This is a genomic window from Dehalococcoidales bacterium (assembly GCA_035529395.1).
In the GTDB taxonomy this organism is placed as follows: domain Bacteria; phylum Chloroflexota; class Dehalococcoidia; order Dehalococcoidales; family Fen-1064; genus DUES01.
On the sequence record DATKWT010000091.1, the window covers coordinates 36,316 to 58,462 of the forward strand.

Below are 22,147 nucleotides of genomic sequence, written 5' to 3' on the forward strand. Positions count from 1 at the left end.
GTGCTTACATCGTTACTATCCGGATAGCCTGCATGGGACAGGCACGGACGCAATCGCCACACGCCTGACAGAGGGATGGATTGGTCATCGGTATCTCTCCAAAATGCTCCTGTTTGATTAGCTTACGGGGGCACGCTTCGGCGGCGAGGCAGATTCCATCCTCGCAGTACTCCGGGTGGCACTTCGGGAAGTCCACCAGGGCCATCTTTTCAGGCACTCGCGGCCTTCTCCTGCTTCGCTTTCTCCAGGGCTTCTTCCAGTTCCTCCAGTTGTTGCAGCATAGAGGGTTTCACCGAGTGTGCCGGCCACCTCGCCTTGAGGTCGGCTATCTCCTCTTCAAGCTGCTTAATCCTGTCCTGGACCACAGTTCAGATATCCTCTCTCTTATCCTTAAAACATTGCCGGCACTGCCCTTCGAGATAGAACTCGGTCCTGGTAACGTTGAATCCCTGCTCCTGCTGTATGCTCCTGACCAGCTTACCGATAAGGGGGGTCCGGAACTCTATCACTCTGCCACATTCATGGCAAACGAAATGCTGGTGTTCGGCATGACTGCGTATCTCATAGTGGTGGCTCGACCAGCCCAGTCTTTGTTCATCAACCAGGCCCAACTCCTGGAACAGGCGCAGGCTCCGGTACACCGTGGCCAGGCTGATAGACGTATCGGCGCTGCTGGCACGACGGTACAGTTCCTTGGCGTCAATATGCCCGCTGGCGTTGCGTATCAACTCCAGGAGCAGTCGTCTCTGCGCGGTGAGAGGGTATCCTGCTATTGCCTTGTCCAGATTGCGAATGTTTCTCATTCTCAACTGATATTGTACTGCGACTCGGCTAGCGTGTCAATAGACCTCCGGTATGGCCCAGTATCAGTCCTGCCCTGGGTGTTTGCCGGCCACGATGACGACGAACCCGGCTCCGATGCGGAAACCAGTCTGTGGCGATTCCGCACGGGTTACTTCGTCCGGCCCTTCAAAGAGGGTTGAGACAGTATTCTGCACGGAGAAGTCACCCCGCTCGATGAGGTTTATCAACTCATCATAGCTCCGAAAAATAGCATGGGTATAAAGTGGGTGCCCCTGGTGCTTCATCTCTTTGTATAATTGTGTCCAGGCACTGTGAGCGGGCATTACGGCCAGTACCAGTTTTCCACCGGGTACGAGAACGCGGTGCACCTCGCGCAGGACGGACAAGGGTTGTTCTATAAAGCACATGGTGGTTATCAGGAACACCGCACCGAAACACCGGTCACCAAACGGCAGTTGCTCTCCGCGGGCCAGGAGCACGGCTGTGTCCCGTTGGGATGCGACTTCAATCATTTTAACTGCAATGTCGACCCCGGTTCCTATCCCCAGTGCTTGAGCGAATCTGCCCGTCCCCACACCTACTTCGAGCCACGGCCCGGAAAGTGAGGGCAGTACCTGCTGTAAAGACCGTAATTCAGTTTCAAAAACGAGCCTGCCTGCTTCATCGTACCATGCGTCATAGTCCGCAACGGACTCATTGAAGGGGGATGCCGGTATACCGGGAACCCCGGTTCCCTTACCGTGTTCTGTCGGTCGGGGTGGCTCTTCAGTGTAAGGCATGGCCTGTTTGTACCGGGCGTTGCTGGCACAGTTCGGTAACGAGGATGCTGAGGGCCAGCTCGGGTTCGTATTTACTCGTCTTGATGGCCAGGTCTGTCTCCAGTAACTGGCGATAGACGTACCTGATTCGCGGCAGGGAGTATCGGTTGGCTTGCTCCAGGGTCTTGCGTGCGGCGTACTCGTTGGGGATACCGAGTCGGTTGCGAAGCTCGCTGCCGGATATGCGCGGGTTATCCACATCCTTCGCTCTGACAATGAGTCGCATCTGGCGGGCAAGCATCGCCAGGAGATGGGATGGGCTGGAGCCCTGCTGAAGGAACTGCTGGAGCAGCTTTTCCGCGGTCTGCGTGCGGAACTCGACGATAGCGTCCACCATGGCGAAAATGTTGACCTGTTGGGTGTAGCCGACCACCAGGTTGATGTCCTCTTCCTCTATTCGTCGCCCGGCGCTGTAGAGGAGCAGCTTCTCAACTTCACTGGACATAATCCAGAGGTCGCTCCCCACCAGTCTCACCAGCAGATTAAGTGCCTGGGGAGATATGCTACCGTCTTTCTTCCTGACACGTTCCTGCACCCATGGTCTCAGTTCGGCTGGCCGCAGTAGGGGAAAGGACTGCGCCTGTGCCTTGCCGGAGAGTATTTTGAGCAGGGGATTACTGGCCTTGATATCGTCATCCAGAAGCACCACGATTGTGCTTTCGGGTATCGTCGGGATGTATTGTCCCAGCAGCTTGTAATCTTCTGACGAGGTGGTCGTGCGCCGACCCCTGACCTGGCGCCGGGGCCTTCGATTGGGCTCGAAACGTTGCAGCAGACCCGTGATGACGACCAGGCGTTTTTCCGCCAGAAACGGCGCTGCCTCACAGACCGGCCTCAACTGGTCGACTGTGAGCTGCTGGCCTTCGAGTGTGGTGGTATTCGTTGCCAGTGTTTCCGGGTCACCGATACCGCCCTTGATGTTATCAAGTGCCCGGGTACGGGAGTAGCTATCCGGTCCTGAGAGTATATACAGCAAGGTTCACCTTTCCGGTTTGTACGGGAATAGTGTCTAGGTGGGAATGATGCCGTGTTTCCTGGCGGGTCCTTCTTCCACTTTGTCCAGAGCCATCTCCAGGGCAGCAATCAGTGTCGGACGGGTCTCGGCAGGGTTAATAACATCGTCGATATGCAGGTGCTCGGCGGCGCGGTAGGGGTTGGCGAACTCCTCCCGGTATTCCCGTATCTTGGTCTGGAGCAATTCGTCGGGGTTTTCGGCCGCTTGCAACTCTCGGCGATAGATTATCGGTGCGGCTCCTTCCGCCTCCATGACAGCCAGCACTGTCGATGGCCAGCAGAAAACAGCGTCGGTACCGAGGTCTTTACCGCACATCCCGAGGTAGGACCCGCCGTATGCCTTTCGGATAGTGAGGGTCAGCTTGGGCACGGTGGCCTCAGAATAGGCAAAGAGCATCTTGGCCCCATGCCTGATGATGCCGCCCCACTCCTGGTCGGTACCGGGCATGTATCCGGGCACATCCACCAGGTTGACAACCGGGATGTTGAAGGCGTCGCAGAAACGGATGAAGCGGGACGCCTTGTCGCAGGCGTCGATATCGAGCGCTCCCGCCTTGGACATCGGCTGGTTGGCGATAATTCCCACGGAGCAGCCATTGAGCCGGGAAAAGCAGGTGATGATGTTGGTGGCGAACAAGGGGAATAGCTCAAAGAAATTCGGCCTTCCGTCCTGGCGCTGGTCGAAGATACTCTTAATCAGCTTGTGCATGTCGTAGGGACGCCGCAGATTGGCGGGAACAATGTCGAATAGTTTATCGTCGGTACGTTCCGGACTGTCGCCCCAATCGACCCACGGTGGCGGTTCCCGGTTACTGGATGGGAGGTAGCTGAGGAGTTCCCTGATATTCTGGAAGCAGTCGGCCTCACTGTCTTCCGAACGGCAGACAACCCCGGATTTCTGCTGGGCGACAATAGCACCGCCGAGCTCCTCTTCACCGATGTCCTGACCGATTGCCGCCTTGACCACCCTCGGTCCGGTAATAAAGGCATAGCTGATGCCTTTGACCATGAAGATGAAGTCCATCAGTGCCGGTGAATAGACGCCGCCACCAGCAGTCGGTCCGAGGATAGCGCATATCTGGGGAACTACGCCGGAGGCCATGGTGTTCCTGCGGAAAAGCTGACCGTAGGCAGAGAGTGAATCGACACCGTCCTGGATTCGAGCACCACCGGAATCGTTGAGGGCTATCACCGGGTAGCCGGTCTTCATGGCACTGTCCATCAGGTCACATATCTTGCGTCCCTGCATCTCGGACATCGTGCCACCCATGCTGGTGAAGTCCTGCGCATAGATGTACACTCCGCGGCCGTCGACTTTACCGTAGCCGGTTACCACAGCATCGGCGGGTACGTCGCCGTATGAACCACCACGGCTCCTGGCGAACATGCCGGTCTCACGGAACGTTCCCTTGTCAAGAAGCATATCAATCCGTTCCCGCGCGGTGAGCTTGCCCCGTTTCGCCTGAGCGGCAACGCGGTCTTCGCCTCCCATTTCCTTGAGCTTACTCTGACGCTGTTCCAGCTCCGCTAGCTGTTTTTCTTTCTGATTTTTGTCTTCAGTCATAAGGTGCTCACTTTCTCCATTGTCACTCGTGATACGATAATATACGGGCCGCGGGCGGCTCCTGGAGTAGGAGTCTTACTTCCTCTCGAAGACGGCGGCGATACCCAGTCCGCCCCCTCCGCAAATTGTCTCCAGACCATATCTTACATTACGTCGCTTCATCTCGTGCAGTAGCGTGGTCAACCTTATAGCCCCCGTAGCCCCAACCGGGTGCCCGAGGCTAATCCCGGAACCGTTAACATTCACCTTGCTCTCGCACTCCGCTTCGGACAGGCCCATTTCCTTGAGGTCCGCCAGCAACTGCCCGGCAAATGCCTCCTGTACCTCAATTAGTTCTATCTGCCCTATTTCCAGACCTGCCTTTTCCAGCGCTTTATCAACTGCCTTGGGTACTGACAGCCATGCACGTATCGGGTCGGTACCGGCAACAGCGAATGACCTGAGGTAGGCCAGTGGTTCTATATTCAACTCCTTAGCCCGGTTGCCTGAGACCAGAACCACGGCGGCGGCACCATCGTTCTCCGAAGACGAGTTACCCGCTGTGGAAACACCGCCAAGTACGGAGCGGAGTTTGGCCAGACGTTCCACCGAGGTATCACGCCGGGGAGTTTCGTCAGTATCGACAATAACTGGCTCTCCTCGTGGCTGGGGTACCGCTACCGGGGCAATCTCTTCGGCGAATATACCCGAGTCTATGGCGGCAATTGCTTTCTGGTGTGCCCTGAGTGCCCAGAGGTCACATTCCTCGCGGGATATGGCTTCCTCCTCGGCGGCCTTATCTCCCCAGACCATCATAGACTGGAGCACACCGAACCTGTCTATTGGTTGCGACATTACCCTGCCGCGCTGTATACGGTCGTAGAGGGGCATTCCCCACGTGGCGAGACTACCGTGTCCCCGGGGCATATCTCCCGTTCCGCCGACACCCCACTTTATCGAGCCGGGGATATAGAACTCGGCACTGCTCATATGTTCGACACCACCGGCAACAACGATTTCTGCCTGTCCTGTCTGGATGAGCATACCGCCGAAGCAAATTGCATCCAAACCGGAGCAACACCGCCGGTCCAGCGTTATGCCGGGAATCTCCACCGGCCATCCGGCGCACAGGAGGGACATCCGGGCGATATTTACGTACTCTCCGTTCTGGTAGCACTGTCCCAAAATGACCTGGTCGATGCCCGCGGGAGTAATACTAACCTTCTCAATGGCGGTGTTGAGCACCAGGGCAGCAAGGTCATAGGCTGGTACATCTCTCAGGGCACCCATGTACCGCCCGATTGGTGTTCGTACCGCACTGACGATGGCAATCTCTTCCATGTGGACTATTCCTTTCGTATTCGTCCTACTACCCTGACTCAACCAGTCCGGGTTATCCCTGGTCTCGCTGTTCCCCATCCTGCTGGGCCCAGTTCTGCATCATCTCCTTAATGCGTCGGGCAAGTTCGGGGCTGGCGCGCAGGCGTTGAATGAATACCGGACAGCCCTCAAGTATCGAGTTCTGGGCGGCGGTTGCCATTCCGCCGAGGAGATTCTGTATACCACCGATATCCTCTGACGGTTGGGTACCCATCCCGGCTGTGGTTGATTCGAGTTGGCGGCGAATGTCTTCTACAGTCAACTTCATCGGCGTCGCGCAGGAGCGATACCAGGGACAGGACCTGCACTGGGCAATGCCGTGCGCTTCATCGAGAATGTCACTCATATCTTGGCCTCCTCTTGGTGGATAACTGGTACACCATCTGGTGATATATAATTGTAACTCCAACAGGCGACTAATGCTAGGCCTGGTATCAGGCCTAATACCAGACCAGCCAGTTGCCCAGCACCAGTACTCCCATGATTACCAGCAGGCTGCCACTGACCATGTATATCACCCTGGAATAGCGATTGATTTTCTTGACCAGTGGAGCGACGAAATCAAAGGCGATTCCTACCACCAGGAAAGGTAGCCCCAGGCCCAGGGAATAGACGGCCAGCAGGTATGCACCTTCCCAGGCCGACTGCGAAGTCCAGGCGACGGTCAGAACGGTGCCCTGCACCGGTCCGACACATGGTGTCCATGCTACGCTGAATACTGCCCCGGTCAGGAAGGAACGCAGGTAGCCGGTGGCGATACTCTTTGAAGGGGCCAGCCGTTTTTCGAAGTTCAGCCAGGGCACCTTGAGCGCGGCCAGCATGATTATACCGAAGAGTATCAGCAGACTACCGGCAGTCCAGCGTACCAGTGACGAACTGGGGCTGAGCACCACTCCCAACAGCCCGGCACCGGCTCCCACCCCGCTAAATATCAGTGTGAAGCCGAGGACAAAGCAGACGGAGTGCAGGAATATCGGGAAACGCTTTCTGGTGCCGGCATCGAATATTTCCGGACCATAGAGACTGGCGAAATACACAGGGACCAGAGGTATGACACATGGCAACAGAAAGGAGGACAGCCCGGCGCCAAAAGCAAATAAAAGTGAAACGTTGTCCGCCATCTACAAAGTAACCTGCACTAATGCTACCTGATTTCGCTTGAGATAGTCAAAGACGTGTAATCTGACCACGCTGGCGGCGATGCTTCGCAGTTCGCGCTACCGGTCGAACAGCCAGGACGCCATCGTGTGCTGTTATTTAGTCCCGCACACGCCTCAGTTCAATAACCACCGGGTTCTCTGCATCGGGGCAGGCAACCGTAGTCCTGTCCGGGTCTTTTTCCCAGGGAAAGGCACCGCCGGTCTGTAACGCCATCGCGAAAGGGAAGATGGCATTATAGGCGAAGGAACATACGTTCGGTGGGGTGAGTTCTCCCACCGGGAACTCGTCGCCAACACACATCCCGGCTTCACACGTTCCCTTCTGGCTGATTACTTTTCCTGTCACATTGAATAGTTCTGCCATTGGATACCTCCTTGGTTCGAACGAAAAGAGCTACCGGCAAACCTTGACACGCAGGTTACGACTTCCGCGAATACCGCACCAGTTTCCAGGTGAGGACTTCGCAGAGCACGGTTACGTCCTCGGATTCGAGGTAGTCTGTAATGTTAGTATCAAACAGCATGTTCATCTGTGGTGCCAGTTCCTCGTCGCCATGCCAGAGAACGAGCGCTATCGGGACGCGATTAAAGCCGTTGATGACCACGCCGGTATCTCCCAGGTCAATTTCTGTACCACCCACGACTTTACTGGCTTCCACCAGTAAGTCCGGCTCTCTGCCGAACCGTCTGGTGAGCTGGTCAGTGGTCCTCTTGGAGAAGGTAGGGAAGTAGACCACACCCCCGGGAAGGTCACGGTAGGTGATGAGCTTACCTGTTGCCGCGGTGCCTCTGGCCTGGGCAAGATAGCGCAACACCAGGATTTTCTCTCGCAGCGGGAGCTCGTCGGCATCCCCTTCCGGCAGGACGGTGAGGTCCGGGAATGATATGACATAAGGTTTGCCCAGGTAGTCGACAGTGACGGTAATAGCGGAGTCCGCACTCTCGTACCGGGAGTCGCTGAGGCGGGACTGCTCTTCGAGGTCTGCCGCGGTCAGACGGTCACGCACAATCCCGAAAGCAACATTCAGGTTATATACTGACCGGTTCTCGTCCACAGGCAGCACTGTCTTCCTTCTCTTTGGGAGCCCTGCAGTGGTGGCACCCGCTGTAAACCTGTGGAGGCCGTCCCCGGTCGGTTATCCCGGGATTGCGGCCTCCACGAATTACCCATACTATCGGAGTGTTGCCGGTACTACACGTCCAGCCAGGAGTGGGAGTAAAGGACCTGTCCGGTCACCACCCGCACCGACTTGGCGTACTTCGCCTCTTCAGAGTCGAGGGAAGCGAGGTCAGGCATTTCACCATCCATTATGCGGTGAATCATGGCGACACGTTCCGACCTTTCACCACGGGCTATCTTAATCAGCTCCGCGTCGAATGCGTCCACTATCGCCGAATGTATATTGTATTTCATGAGCATCATCAGGTAAGTGCGGTTGAGGTAGGGGCGGAGTTCGTTTGGTGTACCATTGGAGACATTGGACAGGCCCACTGCTGACTTGCCGCCAGGAGCAATCTCGTGGAGCATACTCATGAACTCCAGGCAGGGCTTGACCTGGTTCGTATCCACGTTGCTTGCCGGGGTTACGATAGGGTCGAACCAGATAGTATCATTGGTAATACCCAACTCGGCAGCTGCCATCATAAGCTCCATGGCAATCATGCTGCGTTCGTCCTCATCTCTCGGCATACCCTCTCGTCCCCAGAGCAGCCCGATGAAGTCGGCATTATACTTGGTGGCCAGAGGCAGCTCCTCTTCCATCCTGGCCAGGGATATAGAGTTTATTAGCGCACGCCCCTTGTGGACTTTGAGGCCGGCCTCGATTGCCACGGGATTGGTACAATCGAGTGACAGGGGCATGTCAACTACCTCTTGTACTGTCTTGACTGCCCATTCCATCATCTCGTCACCAGCCCTACGGCCAGGCCCGATGTTGATATCGAGGTAGTCCACTCCCGCTTCCTTCATGGCTCTGGCCATCTCCTGGATAGGAGCAGCATTTCTCTCCCTGAGAGCCGGGCCGAGTGTCTTAGACATTATGTTGATGTTTTCTCCGATGAGAATCATTGCTCCCTCCTAAGCTTTCCACGATTTCAGGTAGGCTGGAATGTGGGCTGCGTCCCTGGGGCCAACCATTATCTCCCAGCCGGGTAGCTCCTCTTCAATGCCTCCACTCTCCGCAGCGGCGTAACCGGGGATTATGAGCTTCCGGTGCTTGACCTTGTCTTCGATGCCGCTCTTCTTAACGAACGGACCGATAAGGTCAGCCACGAACTTGCCTGCCGCCCAGGCGGTCATTACGGAAAGCCCTTCGGTGTCCATTATCAGGAGGTGACTGGGTACCTTGCTGCCTTCTATCTCGCCGGAGACGATGAAGTAGGTTAATGCAAAGTTGGTGGTAACCAGTACCGGGGAGTTCTCGTTTGGATTGTTGATATCGTAGATGCCCTGTTCCGTTGCCAGTGGCCGCTGAGGGTCGGTGAAGATGTTCAGCCGTTCGACGAGTAACGGGAACAGACTCTCTCCATAGAGGTCAGAGAGAACGATGATTCCACCGTATTTAGCGACGAGCATGGCGGAAATCATTCCTTCCTTCATCGGGTTATCCGTCATCTCACAGGGGAAGGCAATCGTGGGGAATCCCAGAGGACGGAACTTGCCGGCAAGTGCCGCGTTTCGGGTGATAACCTGGTCCTCGAAGGTCTGGCGAACGGTCCTGGCCCCGGAGTCAATAACAATATCATTAACACCGGCATCCATCAGCTTCTGGGTGAGCTCGGAAAGCTCTTCGAGTCCGTCAGCCTTGACACCAATCGAGGAGGAGTTCTCCTTGACAAGCTCCGCCATGGCATCGAGGTTATCTTTGGTCGCACCATAGACCAGCGGTTTCTGGTCGGCGCACTCCTTCAGACCGGCAGCAAGAATAGTTGTGTCTTCACTCATAAGGATAAGGTTAGCATCACTGTTCTGGGCCACCTTGCTGACCAGGGCTCCGAACTTTGCGGCGTCCCCTGATTCGCTCTTGATCGCCACCAATTCGGGGCGGAGGTGCAGGCCGACTCTCTCAAACTGGAGTTCCTTGAATCTCTGAAGCCTGCCGTCAACATCCGCATCAGACATAGCATCGCTGACGAGTACGGCTACTGCCGTCGGGTTCTCGAGGCGTTTTTCGTGGCGGAACATAACCGTCTCGCCGCCGACCTTCACCGCCTCGGGACCAGTGCCGATGGTAACTGCCCTGATGGGAGGTGCCGAGGCCTCAGCGAGTTGTTCCGTTGCCTCTTCGGAGACGTGCGGACAGGCAGAGAGCTCCGCCTTGCCCGATGCCAGGTTCATGGCAAAGGCGAGGCAGGTGGGCACTCCACAATCGCCGCAGTTCGTCTTTGGCAGCAGTTTGAATATCTGTATTCCGGTAAGTGCCATAGTCGTGACTCCTTTCTTAGCCCAGTATCGAGTCCATGGTGAGGGCGGGATGTCCCTTCTCCTCGAGGAAGGGTAGAATCTCCTCTTCGGTCTCACCCACGGATTCATCGGCAATCATATCCATCAAGTTGGGTACACCCATCTCCTCAGCCCTGGCATTCAGCCTGTCTGCTATCTCTTCCTTCAGCATCTTGGGCATCCAGACTATACGCAGCAGGCCACCGTCGCCAATGATGAATTTCCTCTGGCAGATATTGTACTTGCCGTGGCCTACAAATCCCGGGCTGCTGATGCCACCGCCGATTGTCCCGGCCAGCGTGGTGAATTTCATTCCACAAGGGGTCATACCGCTGTATTCGCGGTTGACGGTCATGATGCCGTTGCACATCGGCAGGACTGCCGCGATGGCCTCGCAGCAACCGCAGGTGGTCATCGGGTCGTTGATAATGCTGTAGAAGTTGTAGTGGTCAATCTTACCACGCGATGCCTGGAAGACGAAGTCATTGACACCCTTCCACTGGCCGAGCTTGGCATCGATTGTCTCACCCTTCTCCACGGGTTGGTTCGGGCCGGTGGGGTTTATCTCGAAGGATGCCTTGCAGTCCATCCAGTTATATGAACCACAGAGTCCGGTCCTCTCGGGGCTGACCACGCAGACGTGGCTGGGGGCGAAGGACTGGCACAGCGTGCAGGAGTAGTAGGTCTCGGTGGTCTCGTCGGTCATGCCTTCAATTCTGGCGTCACGCTCGGAATAGACCGTACGTGCCTTTTCTACTATCTCCTTCACCTTGTCTTCTTCGGTATAGAGCTTTACCTGGAGTTTATCGAATATCCGGCCGAAGTCCTGGTGGAGCTTGGCGTGGAGTAGCGCACCGATGTGTTCCAGCTTGAAGCCCTTCTCCACGGCACCCTTGCCCACCCTTATCCAGGCGATATCTCGCTGTCCGATGTGCATCGCACCCTGGGCGTAGTTAATCAGGTGGTGGACCTGGCGCTCCAGGATAGGCTCGTAGTCATCTTCGAACTCTCTGCCGGCAACCTCCACTACTATTGCCAGCGGCAGTTTGGAGCCAGCCTCTATGTCCGTGATGTTCGGACCGATTATTTCAACCGCACCGTCCTCGACTTCGTCCATTCTCTTGGAAGTGACCCACTCTACCATGGCAGTACGACCACCACCGCACTCCAGGTAGATGTCCTCGCCACGTACGCGTTCGCCTTCAAAGGCCGGGCCGTAGGCTACGGGAATCGGTACGTCAGCGACGGTAACCTTGAGTCCCCGTACCTCAATTGCTTTGGCCACGATTTCATTGTGGGGTATGTTGGAGACAACGTGCTCATAGGTGCAGATACCAGTGGGTAATACTTCCGGTATCGGGGTATCCGCGATGACGGGGAAGCCCCAGTTGATGACACCAGCGGCATTGGCGTACCACTCATCGGTTACGTAGCCCAGTGGCAGTGCAAAAGCGAAGACGCGATCTTTGTTGTAAATCAGTATCTTGCGGTAGTCCCCGGGTTCAATACCACCGAAGGACATGGCAGCACGGGTGGCAAAACCCATGGCGAATACGGCAGCGCTCGTGTCGGGACCGAAAGAGACCAGCCTTGTTGGCCAGCCAATTTGCACTCCGGCCTCAACGAGTTGCTCGGAAAAACTAACGCCATTGTATTCACCGGCCATGAAGACATACAGGTTCTTCTCCAGGAGTTCCTGGGCAATGTTTGCGGCGATTTCTGTAGTGGGAGCAGCACCGAGTATGGCAGCAAATCCCGGGGCCGTGCCATCCACGAACTCAACACCGCGCTTTCTCAGGATAACGTCATCGGCGGCACCAAGCCAGATGTTGTCATCGTTGACATCCTCACCCTGAACGTAGAAATTGGGATTCTCCAGGTAGCGGATAGCTTCTACCATCTCTTCTGCAAACAGCGTTGACATCCCTGCGTCAAGGGCTGGAGCCAGGTAGGGCAGCGGATGTACTTCTTTGACCATTGGGGGCAGCATGGCCTGACATCGTTTCAGAATCGGCTCCATATCCCCCAGGTTCTCTACTTTTTCACCAAGCATACCGTAGATTATGGGTAAGAAGTAGGCTGTATTTGGGAAACCCACAGGTTCTTTGGCGCTCCACTTGTCCATGGCCTCCTGCCACTTCTTCTCGGCGTTGCCGACAATATTGTGAGCACCCCTGATAGCTGCCGAGGCAATTATCTTGGACATTCTATACCTCCCTTATCTCTCTCAACACAGGCATTTAGGTCAGCTCGCGCCTCATCTCCATGTCATAGAGTACGCGTTCCCTGGCCTTATCAATGCCCAGGGCTTTACGTTTCTTGTCGATGTGGTCAATCATCAGGTGGGCTGCCTTGATTGGGTCCTCTTCAAATCCCCACATCCCACCGTACATGTCTTCCATTTCCTTGAACAGGAAGTCGGTCACTTCTTTGCTTCCCAGAGTGGGCCAGTTAACGCCGAATACGGTATACACTCCCGAAGCGACGAAGTACTGTCCGATGGATATTGCCTTCTCGCTCATCCACTCCGGTGCTGCTCCGGCTACCGGCAGGTCACTGATATCATCACCTAAACCGCCGTCTTTGACCATAGCGGTGGCGGCTATCAGGATACGGCTGTTGTCCACGCAGGAACCCATGTGGAGTACAGGCGGGATACCAACCGTCTCACATACCTCTCTCAGGCCCTCACCGGCGAACTCGGCAGCTGCTTCCGGCACCAGGAGTCCTGCCTCGGCGCAGGCAATAGCGTTGCAGCCGGTGGTAACCACCAGCACATCGTTCTTTATCAGTTCCTTCACCATGGCAATGTGACCCTCATTGTGCTTGACGCGGGCGTTATTGCAGCCAACGACGCCGGCGAGACCCCTTATCCGGCCGTTAATGATGTTATCATTCAGTGGCCGGTAGGAGGCCCGGAACATGCCGCCCAGCAGGTAGTTGATGGTCTCGTGGCTGAATCCGGCAATCTGAGTAGTCTCATTGTCAGGAATGCCAACATTCCCCTTGCGATTGGGGAAGTTCTCAATAGCGGTTTTGACTATCTCCCGGGCCGATGTCAGGGCATCATGCTCGTCAAACTCGATGTGGATGGCTCCAGGTATCTTGGCCTTGGGTGAGGTGGTGATAATCTTGGTATGGTAGCACTCCGCTACCGTGGTTATGGACTGGAAGATGCACTGGACATCCACTACCATAGCATCCACGGCTCCGGTTACTATGGCCAGCTCCTGCTGCAGGAAGTTGCCGGCTATGCCTACTCCGTGGCGCATCAGTATCTCGTTGGCAGTACAGCACATACCGGCCAGATTAATGCCCTTGGCACCTTTCGATTTGGCCAACTCCACCATTTCCGGCTCCTGGGCAACAGCTACAATTATCTCGGAAAGCAGTGGCTCGTGGCCGTGAATAATAATGTTGACCTCGTCTTTTCTGAGTACGCCCAGGTTTGCCTTGCCTAGAATAGGGGCCGGGGTGCCAAAGAGTATGTCCTGGAGCTCGGTAGCAATCATGCTGCCACCCCAGCCATCGCCAATGGCTGCCCTGACACCCTGCTTGAGCAGGTTCCTGTAGTCCTGGTCAACCCCGATGTGGGTCCGGTGCATTATCTCGACGATTTCCCTGTCAATACCCCGGGGGGCGACGCCCTGGCTTCGCCATAGCTCCTGGCGTTTCAGTGGCGCTTTCCTCAGGGTTATCAGCTCACCCTCCTGCCGGCCGAACTCGGCCAGGGCTTTTTCACCGATATCAACGGCTATTTCACTATTGCTGCGGTCGCCAATATCGATACCCCAGTCCAGAGCTAGCTGCAGCAGTTTCTGCTCATCCTTTATCTCGTATCCGGGGGCTTCTCCCCTGGCGGTTGCCAGGAATAACTCGGCTGTTCCCCGGCCGTGGTCGGAGTGGGCCGATGCTCCTCCGGCTATCATCCGGATGAAATTGCGGGCCGCGATGGTCTCAGCGGTAGCCCCGCATATGCCTCTTCTTTTCAGTTTTTGTTCGGGTGTTTCCTCTTTGCCTTTGGGCAAAGGTACCCGGCAGGGTCCCATAGCACAGTTCTTGCAGCAACTACCGACAGAACCTATGGGACAGGGTTTCATGGCATCAGCTCTATCGAAAGCGGTATTGACTCCGTCGGCGGTTGCCTTCTTTATCAGCTCGATAGTAGCCTGATCGATGCTTTTATTCTCTGCCTCTGACATTGTGCAACTCCTCTCCTCTCCAATATTCCAGGTGGCTGTGAGCTACTTATGTAGCCGTTAATTCAGCTACCATTTCCCGGACCAGCTTGATTGCTTCCGGGTGTCTCATTACTAACAGGTCCCCACCTGCCAGAAGCAGGGTCATGGCGGACATCGCTTCCAGCAGGATACCGCGCTTCCTGGCGTCTCCCATGTTCATCTCGTTATCCGGGAGGTGGACTTCCTTGGACTTCCAGACCTCTTTGGACAGGTTGCAGACGATGGGGAACTGGAGCTTGTCGTCCTGCTGTGTCAGTCCGGCCATCCTCATTCTCTCCATCACCGAATAGGCGTATTCGATACCGTAACCAATACTGCTGACGGTGGGGTCGATGACAATCTGCTTATCAGGCACGCCAAGGTTACCCAGCAGGATATTGAGCTGCTTGGCCAGGTTAATGTCTATCGGGGTGGAGGCCACCACGGTGTGTTTATAGGCTATGGCGGCGGCGCCAATACGCTTGTGGTTCGCTTCCTGTACCGGCCCGATAATCAGGCTCTTGTCCTGGCAGGCCTCGGCCACTGCCCTGAGTACCTCGGTATCCTTGTCAACATTGGCTGTCCCCCAGACGAGGAGAGGAACATCAATGGCATCAGCCACCTTCTTCACCACTGCGGCGGCTTCCTCAGCCCCGCGGTCAAGTCCGTTGGGGTCGGTGCTTTCCAGCGAAAGGGCAATCATCTCTGCCCCGTAGTCATCGATGCACTTCTTCGCCCAGGCAACGGGGTCGTCGGTCACACCGGCGAAGGGTTCCAGCGCAGCCTCAGCCCACTCCTGTGGAGGACAGTCGAGCACCTCCATAGCTATCCTTGGCTGGCGTGGCATCTCACCTTCGAACAGGTAGAACGGGTAGACGGTCTCGCCGCCGACCACTACGGCCTTGTCCCCCTTGCCGAGCGATACTTCTTTTATCTTACCGGTGTAGGATGTTTTCGGAATATCAAAAGCCATCTCTGTTCCCCTCTCTAGGCCGGATTCTTTCTTTTTTCGCTGCCGAACCAGTCATCTGAGTACCAGTACCGCTCACCGGTCTCCAGGTACTTCAGCTTTTCTTCACGGCTGGACAGCTTTTGTCGCCATTTACCGACTTCTTCACCCTCGGGCTGGCCATCTTCATAAGTGGGACCCAGTACCTCTACTGCGTCTCTACCCGGGGCTTTCACTTTTTCGACCTGGTATTCCATATTCCTGTACCCTCCTTACTAGGCCAGACCGGCAGCCAGCTTTGCTGCTCTGACCGTATTCAGCATTAACATGGTTATCGTCATCGGGCCGACACCACCGGGTACCGGCGTTATGGCGCTGGCCTTTTCCTTGACGGAATCGAAGTCAACGTCTCCGCAGAGGATTCTCTTACCTTCAGCAGTCGTACCGATCTGGTTAACACCGACATCGATGACCACGACGCCTTCCTTGACCATGTCTGCGGTGATTGCCTTCGCTTTACCCGCGGCCACAATCAGTATATCGGCTCGCCTGGTGTGGAAAGCCATGTCTTTGGTCCGGGTGTGGCATATCGTGACTGTGGCGTTGGCGCCCTCTTTCTTCTGAAGGAGCATGTTTGCGATTGGCTTGCCGACGATATTGCTTCTACCGACAACGACTACCTCGGCCCCTTCGGTCTGCACGCCGGACCTGATGAGAAGCTGCTGGATACCGTGTGGCGTACAGGGCAGGTAGTCCGGTTCCCCAATCATCAGCTTACCGATGTTAACCGGGTGGAATCCATCAACGTCCTTCTTGGGGTCGATTGCGATAAGCACCTCGTTCTCGTTGATGTGCTTCGGCAGAGGGAGCTGTACCAGGATCCCGTTGATTTTGGGGTCTTTGTTGAGCCGGTCAACCAGGGTCATCAGGTCCTCTTGACTGGTGTCCTCGGGAAGGTCATATCTCTCCGAATAGACGCCCAGGTTCCCGGCCGTCTTTTCCTTCTGCCCGACATAGACCTGTGATGCCGGGTCTGCACCCACCAGAACAGTGACCAGTCCCGGTACCACATTGTGTTTCTCTTTGAGTTGGGCTATCTCTTCTTTCAACTCGGCGCGAATCTGCTTGGCGACATCGGCGCCTCTGATTATCTGTGCTGTCATTGCCCCCTCCATCATTATAGGATTTATAGCATACGCAATACCAGTTCCCCGGTCTTTTTCCGGGTTCCCGGCACGTATTCTAACTGGCTTGAGTGTATCCTGTACCTCCTGCTAACGGGTAGATATTTTCGTCTGGTCAAGGACCTGTTCCATGAGGTCTCTGACCACCTGCACCGCTGGCGAAGTATCCGGTAGTTCGAGCAGTGGTCTGAGCTCCAGGTCGTAGCGGTAAACCTCTTCGTCTTTCGGGATTATCGCAGCAAGTTCTATTCCCTGGCGCTCCAGTTCCTCCTTCACCAGTGGGTCGAGCTCGTCGGGAGCGGCGCTGATTACGGGCAGCAGTTTCTTTACTGTCAGCTTGAGGCTGGACACCAGCTCTATTATCCGGGCAATAGTCCGGACACCCTTCACGGAGTGGTTCGATACCAGGAATAGAACATCAACGTCCTGAGTGGTCCTGCGGCTCAGGTGCTCCATCCCGGCCTCATTGTCCATGACCATGTAAGCGTAGTTGTCTGCCAGGGTATCGGCGAACTTCTTAAGGATGACATTAGGGTAGCAGTAGCATTCCGGACCCTCGCCCCGGCCCATGGTCAGGAGGTCAATCCGGGGACTCTCCACCAGTATCTCGTTCAGCTTGAAATCCAGGTAAAGTTCTTTCGTCATCCCCGGAGGGATGTTTATCTTGTCCCCCTGAAACTCGTCCAGCATTTTACCGACAGTCTGCCTGACGGTTAATCCCAGGCTTTCTCCGAGATTGGCATTGGCGTCGGCATCCACGGCCAGGATAGGTCCTGTGCCGCTATTCTTCAGGTAGCGGATAACGAGACTTGCCAGCGAAGTTTTACCACTGCCACCCTTCCCTGCCACCGCGATATTAAAGCTCAAATGGTTCTCCTACACTATGCTTATCAGGTATTGACTAGAACAGACCGGACACCTTTCCGGTATTCACATCGACATCTACCTTCCGGAAGGCGGGGCTGGATGAAGTACCCGGCATCAGGCTGATGGTGCCGGCGCACGGGCAGAGGAACTTGGCCCCGGAGTAAATGAGAATATCGCGGATGGGCAGCGTCCACCCCTTTGGCACACCCTTCAGAGTCGGGTCATGGGTCAGGCTGAGGTGGGTCTTAACCATCATCGTGGCATAGTCATCGTACTGCGAGTCCCCCTCCATCTTCTTGGCCTTTTCCTCGGCATCCGCAGTCCAGGAAACGCCGTCGGCGCCATAGACGACCTTGGCAATTTTCTCGACGCGGTCCCGCAGCTTCATATCGATCGGGTAGAGGAAGTCGAAATTGGTTTCTTCCTTGCAAGCGTCAATAACGGCATCGGCAAATTCCAGGGCACCATCACCACCGTCCGCCCAGTGGCTGGAGACAGCGCAGCGTGCTCCGGCGGCCTCGGCGGCCTTCCTGACCGCAGCGATCTCGTCCTTGGTGTCGGTGTAGAACGAGTTGATGCAGACCACCGGGTTTATGCCCGATGTCCTGATGGTATTGATGTGATGCAGCATATTGGGTATGCCCTTTTCAACAAGTTCCACGTTTTCTTTCGTATACTCTTCGGGCAGGGCGAGACCGGCAACCACTCTGGGTCCACCGCCATGCATTTTCAGAGCGCGGATAGTGGTGGTAAGTACCGAGACATTGGGTTTGAGACCGCTGTAGCGGCTCTTGACGTTCCAGAACTTCTCAAAACCGATATCGGCGGCAAAACCGCTCTCGGTGACGTGGTAGTCGAACAGCTTCAGCCCGACACGGTCACCAATGATGGATGACTGGCCCACGGCGATGTTGGCGAACGGACCGGCGTGGACCATCAGTGGCTGATATTCGACAGTGGAGCACAGGGTGGGGTTGATGGTGTTCCGCATCCAGGCCGTCATTGCACCACCGACTCCCAGGTCCTTGGTAGTGACCGGCTTGCCTCGCCTGTCGAAGGCGACGGTGATATTGTCCAGTCTCTCGCGTAGGTCAGCGAGGTCACGCACGATGGAAAGGATGGCCATGAGTTCCGAGCCCACGGCGATACCGAACTTGGACTGCATGGTGAAGCCGTCCATTCGGCCGCCAATACCGATGATAATGTTGCGCAGACTCTGGGCACAGAAGTCCATTATCCAGCCCATCTCCACACGGGTGGGGTCTACACTCAGGCGGGGCATCCCGGTGAGTTTTTCGAGTTGGGTATCGCTATAGTTTCTCTCGTGCTGCATTCTGGCGGTCAGCGCTACCATCGCCAGATTGTGAGCGTTCATGATGTCATTGATGTCGCCGGTGAGTCCCATGGAGAACTCGGTCATCGGGATAAGCAGGGAATTGCCACCGCCGGCAGCAGTACCCTTGACGTTCATCGTCGGGCCACCGGAAGGCTGACGGAGACACCCGCCGACATTCACGCCTCGTTTGCCCAGGCCCTCCATCAGGCCGACTGAAGTGGTGCTCTTGCCTTCTCCGAGCGGTGTGGGGGTGATGGCGGTTACCTCGATGTACTTGCCATCAGGCTTGTCCTTGAGACGGTCGATAATCTTGAGGAAGTCGAGCTTGGCTATCCTTCCGTAGGCGAGGAGCTCCTCCTTTTCCAGGCCAAGCTTGTCGCGCCACTCATCAGGGGTGGGCATGTTCTGTTCGGCCGCTTCGGCTATTTGCCAGTCCTCCATTTTTACCGCGTCGTAAGCCATTGAAACCTCCCTATTATATATGTCTATTTCCTTAAAGAACTCCGGTCCTGAACTCTCGTTTTTTCTCGCAACCCTTTTACTGCCTGGCAGTACCTGATACTTGAGCACCAGATATCAAAGCCTGATAAATCTCACCTATACGGGCGGAAATCTGCGGGCTTGATTCGTGAATGGGACGGTTAGCCAGGTCTGCGTCTACCAATGCCTGGTCATAAGGAATAAAACCGAGAAACGCCATATCGGGTAAACTGGAAGTGATAAACTCCCTGTCCGACTGATTGTGGATTTTATTACCGACTACGGCGATATTATTCACCCCGATGTCCTCGGCCAGCCCACGTATGCGGCGAGCTGTTTCAATGCTTCGCCTGCCCAGTTCAACCACGATAATCAGCCTGTCGACCGCTCTTGCGGTTCCCCGGGAGAGGTGCTCTATCCCGGCTTCCATGTCAACGATAACCACCTCGTCTCTCTGTAGCAGCAGGTGGCTGAGCAGGGCTTGCAGCAGAACGCCCTCGGCGCAGTAGCAGCCGGTACCTCCCCGCTTTATCCGCCCCATCACCATCAGTCTTATCCCGTCATGCTCGACGGCATAGGTCTCGGGAATATCATCAACCCTGGGATTCAGCTTAAAGAAGAAGCCTGACTGGCCGGGTCGTGCTCCGGTCCTTTCTTCAATAAGGTCCTCGAGCTTGGAGACAGGCGTTATCTCCTCTGGTTGTGGAAAGCCAAGGTTCGCGGCCAGATTAGCATCAGGGTCGGCATCTATCGCCAACACCGAGTAGCCAGCCGCAGTAAATGCTCTGGAAAGCAGGGAAGCTAGCAATGTCTTCCCCACTCCCCCTTTGCCACTGATAGCAATCTTCATCTATATCGTATACTAGCACAACAAAGCTGAGTCCTTCACAGGGGAAGCACTCAGCCCTGACGAAGCCTCATATCAGCTAGCTTCCACATTTAGTATAGCCCACGCGATAGACCAAGTCAAACTCCACGGGAACCCGGCTACGCTGGTACGTACCCTGCAGGCTACCGGAAAACGTACCTGGAGCAACCGGGTGCTTATTGTCTTTATATAAGGTACCGGGTTCACCAATATCAGGCCGAATAGATTGTAATATCTTTGAACGAGGATGTCAATCCACTGTACTGGCATTGTAGTGTACGGAATGTATCTGAACTAGCTCATCCACCGGATGGCTTAACGGTTGGCAGGCGTTCCATGTTGAGGTTCGAGCTCTCGTTCAGGCAGATAGGTGACACAACAGAGTAAGGTGTTGTGGTCACTACCCAACGGCCTATTCCTGCAGAAAAAGGGAAGATTTCTTCTTTTATGGCAGCCAGCATTGACTGTATTGGAGTGTCACAATGTCCTGAATACCGACATTTCTATGAAAAGGGTCTTGACAAATGGAGAAAAGTGTGGCAAAATGGCGTGAATTGGTGAATTGTGGGAAGAATCGTAGATACTGACCAGGACAACAGGCGGTATGAACAGAAGTTCTGTTGCCACTGATTGAACCATAGAGGTACCTTGATGTTTCTTGGTGAGTTCGAATACAGGATTGACGAAAAGGGCAGGGTGCCCATTCCACCCAGGTTCCGTAAGGACCTGGTAGAGGGAGTGGTACTGAAGCCCGGGCTCGACACGTGTATTGCTGGTTACGGACTGGCAGAGTGGGCGAAAGAGGCGGAGAGAATCGCCTCTGCTACCATGTCCGCCAGCAAGCGGAGAAGACTGGGCCGGGCTATGTTCGCCACTGCCTACAACCTTACTCTGGATGGACAGGGCAGGATATCCCTGCCACCTGCCCTGCGGCAGTATGCTCAGGTCGGTGATGAACTCATTGTTATCGGAGTCAATACGCACTTCGAACTCTGGAACAAGGAGCTATGGGAGGCAGAGAGGACTCTCAGCCTGGAGCAATCCTGGCAGATAATGGAGGGTCTGGAGGAACATTGAGGAGTCTGCAAGTAATGGCATCGACTCATCTGCCGGTACTGGTGAAGGAAGCTATCCAGGGGTTGGCAGTCCGGCCCGGAGGGCGCTATGTAGACTGCACCATTGGTGGTGGCGGACACGCCGTCGCGATTCTGGAACACAGCTCGCCCGGTGGACAGCTCCTCGGTCTCGATGCTGACCCTGAGGCAGTGAGTATCGCCCGGGGCAGGCTGGAGACCTATCGTGATGCCGTACTGATTGCCAACGAGAACTTCGTCAGACTCCGCTCCGTCTGTGACGAGTATGATTTCTATCCGGTACACGGAATACTTTTTGACCTTGGACTGTCTTCCTTACAGCTGGCCAGTAATGCCCGAGGGTTCAGCTTTCAGCGTGAATCGGCGCTGGATATGCGTTTGAGCCCTGAGCAGGAGACTACAGCGGAGGATATTGTCAACACACTCACGGAGGACGAGCTTGCCAACCTGCTTTGGACATACGGTGAGGAAGCTCGCAGTCACCGGATAGCGCGCCGTATCGTGGAGGAGCGGCCTGTACGGACAACTTTTCAGCTTGCCAGAATAGTCGAGCTTGCCGTCGGCGGTCGGAGGGGCAGAATCCACCCGGCAACGAAGACATTCCAGGCACTGCGTATTGCAGTCAACCGGGAACTGCAGAACCTGGAGAGCGTGCTGGAGCAGGCCGTTGGCCTTCTGGGATTCGAGGGCAGGCTGGCTGTCATCAGCTACCATTCACTGGAGGACCGCATCGTTAAGCGGTTCATGCAGAGGGAATCGCGGGACTGTATCTGCCCGCCGGGTATACCGAGGTGTGTTTGCGGACACACCGCCAGTATAAGGATGGTCAACAGGAAGGTGATTAGACCTTCTCCAGATGAGGTCCAGCTGAATCCGCGCAGTCGCAGCGCCAGGTTGAGGGTTGCCGAGCGCCTGGCTGCACGGGAGGAGAATCAGTGGACCGACTCGGAGAATATTGGAGGAATACCAGGCTTTCCTGATAACTGAC

The 22,147-nt window shown here is 55.7% G+C and carries 23 protein-coding genes; 2 read left to right on the plus strand and 21 right to left on the minus strand.

The window, feature by feature from the left end:
* Positions 1–4 precede the first annotated feature (4 nt).
* The 21 genes from VMW13_06075 to VMW13_06175 form a co-directional block, all read right to left on the minus strand.
* A complete protein-coding gene (locus tag VMW13_06075) occupies positions 5–217 on the minus strand; it encodes a 4Fe-4S binding protein (GenBank protein ID HUV44379.1) in 213 nt (70 codons plus the stop codon).
* On the minus strand, positions 210–365 hold the full coding sequence (locus VMW13_06080; protein HUV44380.1) for a hypothetical protein: 156 nt from the start codon (positions 363–365) through the stop codon (positions 210–212). Before VMW13_06080 ends, VMW13_06075 begins: the two co-directional genes overlap by 8 nt.
* A 3-nt stretch (positions 366–368) precedes the next feature.
* Entirely contained in the window at positions 369–803 is a 435-nt protein-coding gene (locus VMW13_06085; GenBank protein HUV44381.1) for a Fur family transcriptional regulator, read from the minus strand.
* A 63-nt stretch (positions 804–866) separates the two neighbouring features.
* Positions 867–1,583: a class I SAM-dependent methyltransferase gene (locus tag VMW13_06090; GenBank protein HUV44382.1), complete on the minus strand. Its 717-nt coding sequence runs from the start codon at positions 1,581–1,583 to the stop codon at positions 867–869.
* Positions 1,570–2,598, minus strand: a complete 1,029-nt coding sequence (holA, locus tag VMW13_06095; GenBank protein ID HUV44383.1) for a DNA polymerase III subunit delta — start codon at positions 2,596–2,598, stop codon at positions 1,570–1,572. The genes VMW13_06090 and holA overlap by 14 nt, the downstream gene beginning before the upstream one ends.
* 33 nt (positions 2,599–2,631) lie before the next feature.
* Positions 2,632–4,200, minus strand: coding sequence for an acyl-CoA carboxylase subunit beta (locus VMW13_06100; protein HUV44384.1), 1,569 nt, complete (start codon positions 4,198–4,200; stop codon positions 2,632–2,634).
* 75 nt (positions 4,201–4,275) lie between these two features.
* Positions 4,276–5,598: an acetyl-CoA C-acyltransferase gene (locus VMW13_06105; protein ID HUV44385.1), complete on the minus strand. Its 1,323-nt coding sequence runs from the start codon at positions 5,596–5,598 to the stop codon at positions 4,276–4,278.
* On the minus strand, positions 5,573–5,905 hold the full coding sequence (locus tag VMW13_06110; GenBank protein ID HUV44386.1) for a hypothetical protein: 333 nt from the start codon (positions 5,903–5,905) through the stop codon (positions 5,573–5,575). The genes VMW13_06105 and VMW13_06110 overlap by 26 nt, the downstream gene beginning before the upstream one ends.
* Positions 5,906–5,999: 94 nt before the next feature.
* Positions 6,000–6,680, minus strand: a complete 681-nt coding sequence (locus tag VMW13_06115; GenBank protein HUV44387.1) for a cytochrome c biogenesis protein CcdA — start codon at positions 6,678–6,680, stop codon at positions 6,000–6,002.
* Positions 6,681–6,816: 136 nt separating this feature from the next.
* On the minus strand, positions 6,817–7,083 hold the full coding sequence (locus VMW13_06120) for a TIGR04076 family protein (protein ID HUV44388.1): 267 nt from the start codon (positions 7,081–7,083) through the stop codon (positions 6,817–6,819).
* A 55-nt stretch (positions 7,084–7,138) separates the two neighbouring features.
* Positions 7,139–7,774, minus strand: a complete 636-nt coding sequence (locus VMW13_06125; GenBank protein HUV44389.1) for a DUF3786 domain-containing protein — start codon at positions 7,772–7,774, stop codon at positions 7,139–7,141.
* A 137-nt stretch (positions 7,775–7,911) separates the two neighbouring features.
* Positions 7,912–8,787 (minus strand): dihydropteroate synthase, encoded by an 876-nt coding sequence (locus VMW13_06130; GenBank protein ID HUV44390.1) that lies wholly within the window; start codon positions 8,785–8,787, stop codon positions 7,912–7,914.
* Between the two features lie 9 nt (positions 8,788–8,796).
* On the minus strand, positions 8,797–10,143 hold the full coding sequence (acsC, locus tag VMW13_06135; GenBank protein ID HUV44391.1) for an acetyl-CoA decarbonylase/synthase complex subunit gamma: 1,347 nt from the start codon (positions 10,141–10,143) through the stop codon (positions 8,797–8,799).
* A gap of 16 nt (positions 10,144–10,159) precedes the next feature.
* A complete protein-coding gene (gene acsB / locus VMW13_06140) occupies positions 10,160–12,367 on the minus strand; it encodes an acetyl-CoA decarbonylase/synthase complex subunit alpha/beta (protein ID HUV44392.1) in 2,208 nt (735 codons plus the stop codon).
* Between the two features lie 34 nt (positions 12,368–12,401).
* Entirely contained in the window at positions 12,402–14,363 is a 1,962-nt protein-coding gene (gene cooS / locus VMW13_06145) for an anaerobic carbon-monoxide dehydrogenase catalytic subunit (protein ID HUV44393.1), read from the minus strand.
* A 46-nt stretch (positions 14,364–14,409) separates the two neighbouring features.
* Positions 14,410–15,354, minus strand: a complete 945-nt coding sequence (locus tag VMW13_06150; GenBank protein ID HUV44394.1) for an acetyl-CoA decarbonylase/synthase complex subunit delta — start codon at positions 15,352–15,354, stop codon at positions 14,410–14,412.
* Positions 15,355–15,368: 14 nt separating this feature from the next.
* A complete protein-coding gene (locus tag VMW13_06155) occupies positions 15,369–15,587 on the minus strand; it encodes a hypothetical protein (protein HUV44395.1) in 219 nt (72 codons plus the stop codon).
* Between the two features lie 18 nt (positions 15,588–15,605).
* Positions 15,606–16,493, minus strand: a complete 888-nt coding sequence (gene folD / locus VMW13_06160; protein ID HUV44396.1) for a bifunctional methylenetetrahydrofolate dehydrogenase/methenyltetrahydrofolate cyclohydrolase FolD — start codon at positions 16,491–16,493, stop codon at positions 15,606–15,608.
* Between the two features lie 111 nt (positions 16,494–16,604).
* Positions 16,605–17,381, minus strand: coding sequence for an AAA family ATPase (locus tag VMW13_06165; protein ID HUV44397.1), 777 nt, complete (start codon positions 17,379–17,381; stop codon positions 16,605–16,607).
* 34 nt (positions 17,382–17,415) lie between these two features.
* Entirely contained in the window at positions 17,416–19,179 is a 1,764-nt protein-coding gene (locus VMW13_06170) for a formate--tetrahydrofolate ligase (GenBank protein ID HUV44398.1), read from the minus strand.
* Between the two features lie 76 nt (positions 19,180–19,255).
* On the minus strand, positions 19,256–20,047 hold the full coding sequence (locus VMW13_06175; protein ID HUV44399.1) for a carbon monoxide dehydrogenase accessory protein CooC: 792 nt from the start codon (positions 20,045–20,047) through the stop codon (positions 19,256–19,258).
* Positions 20,048–20,716: 669 nt separating this feature from the next.
* On the opposite strand from VMW13_06175, the gene mraZ reads away from it, so the two are divergent.
* Both mraZ and rsmH read left to right on the plus strand, forming a co-directional pair.
* Entirely contained in the window at positions 20,717–21,142 is a 426-nt protein-coding gene (gene mraZ / locus VMW13_06180) for a division/cell wall cluster transcriptional repressor MraZ (protein HUV44400.1), read from the plus strand.
* A gap of 14 nt (positions 21,143–21,156) precedes the next feature.
* Positions 21,157–22,146: a 16S rRNA (cytosine(1402)-N(4))-methyltransferase RsmH gene (gene rsmH / locus VMW13_06185; protein HUV44401.1), complete on the plus strand. Its 990-nt coding sequence runs from the start codon at positions 21,157–21,159 to the stop codon at positions 22,144–22,146.
* The last annotated feature ends 1 nt before the right edge of the window (position 22,147 follow it).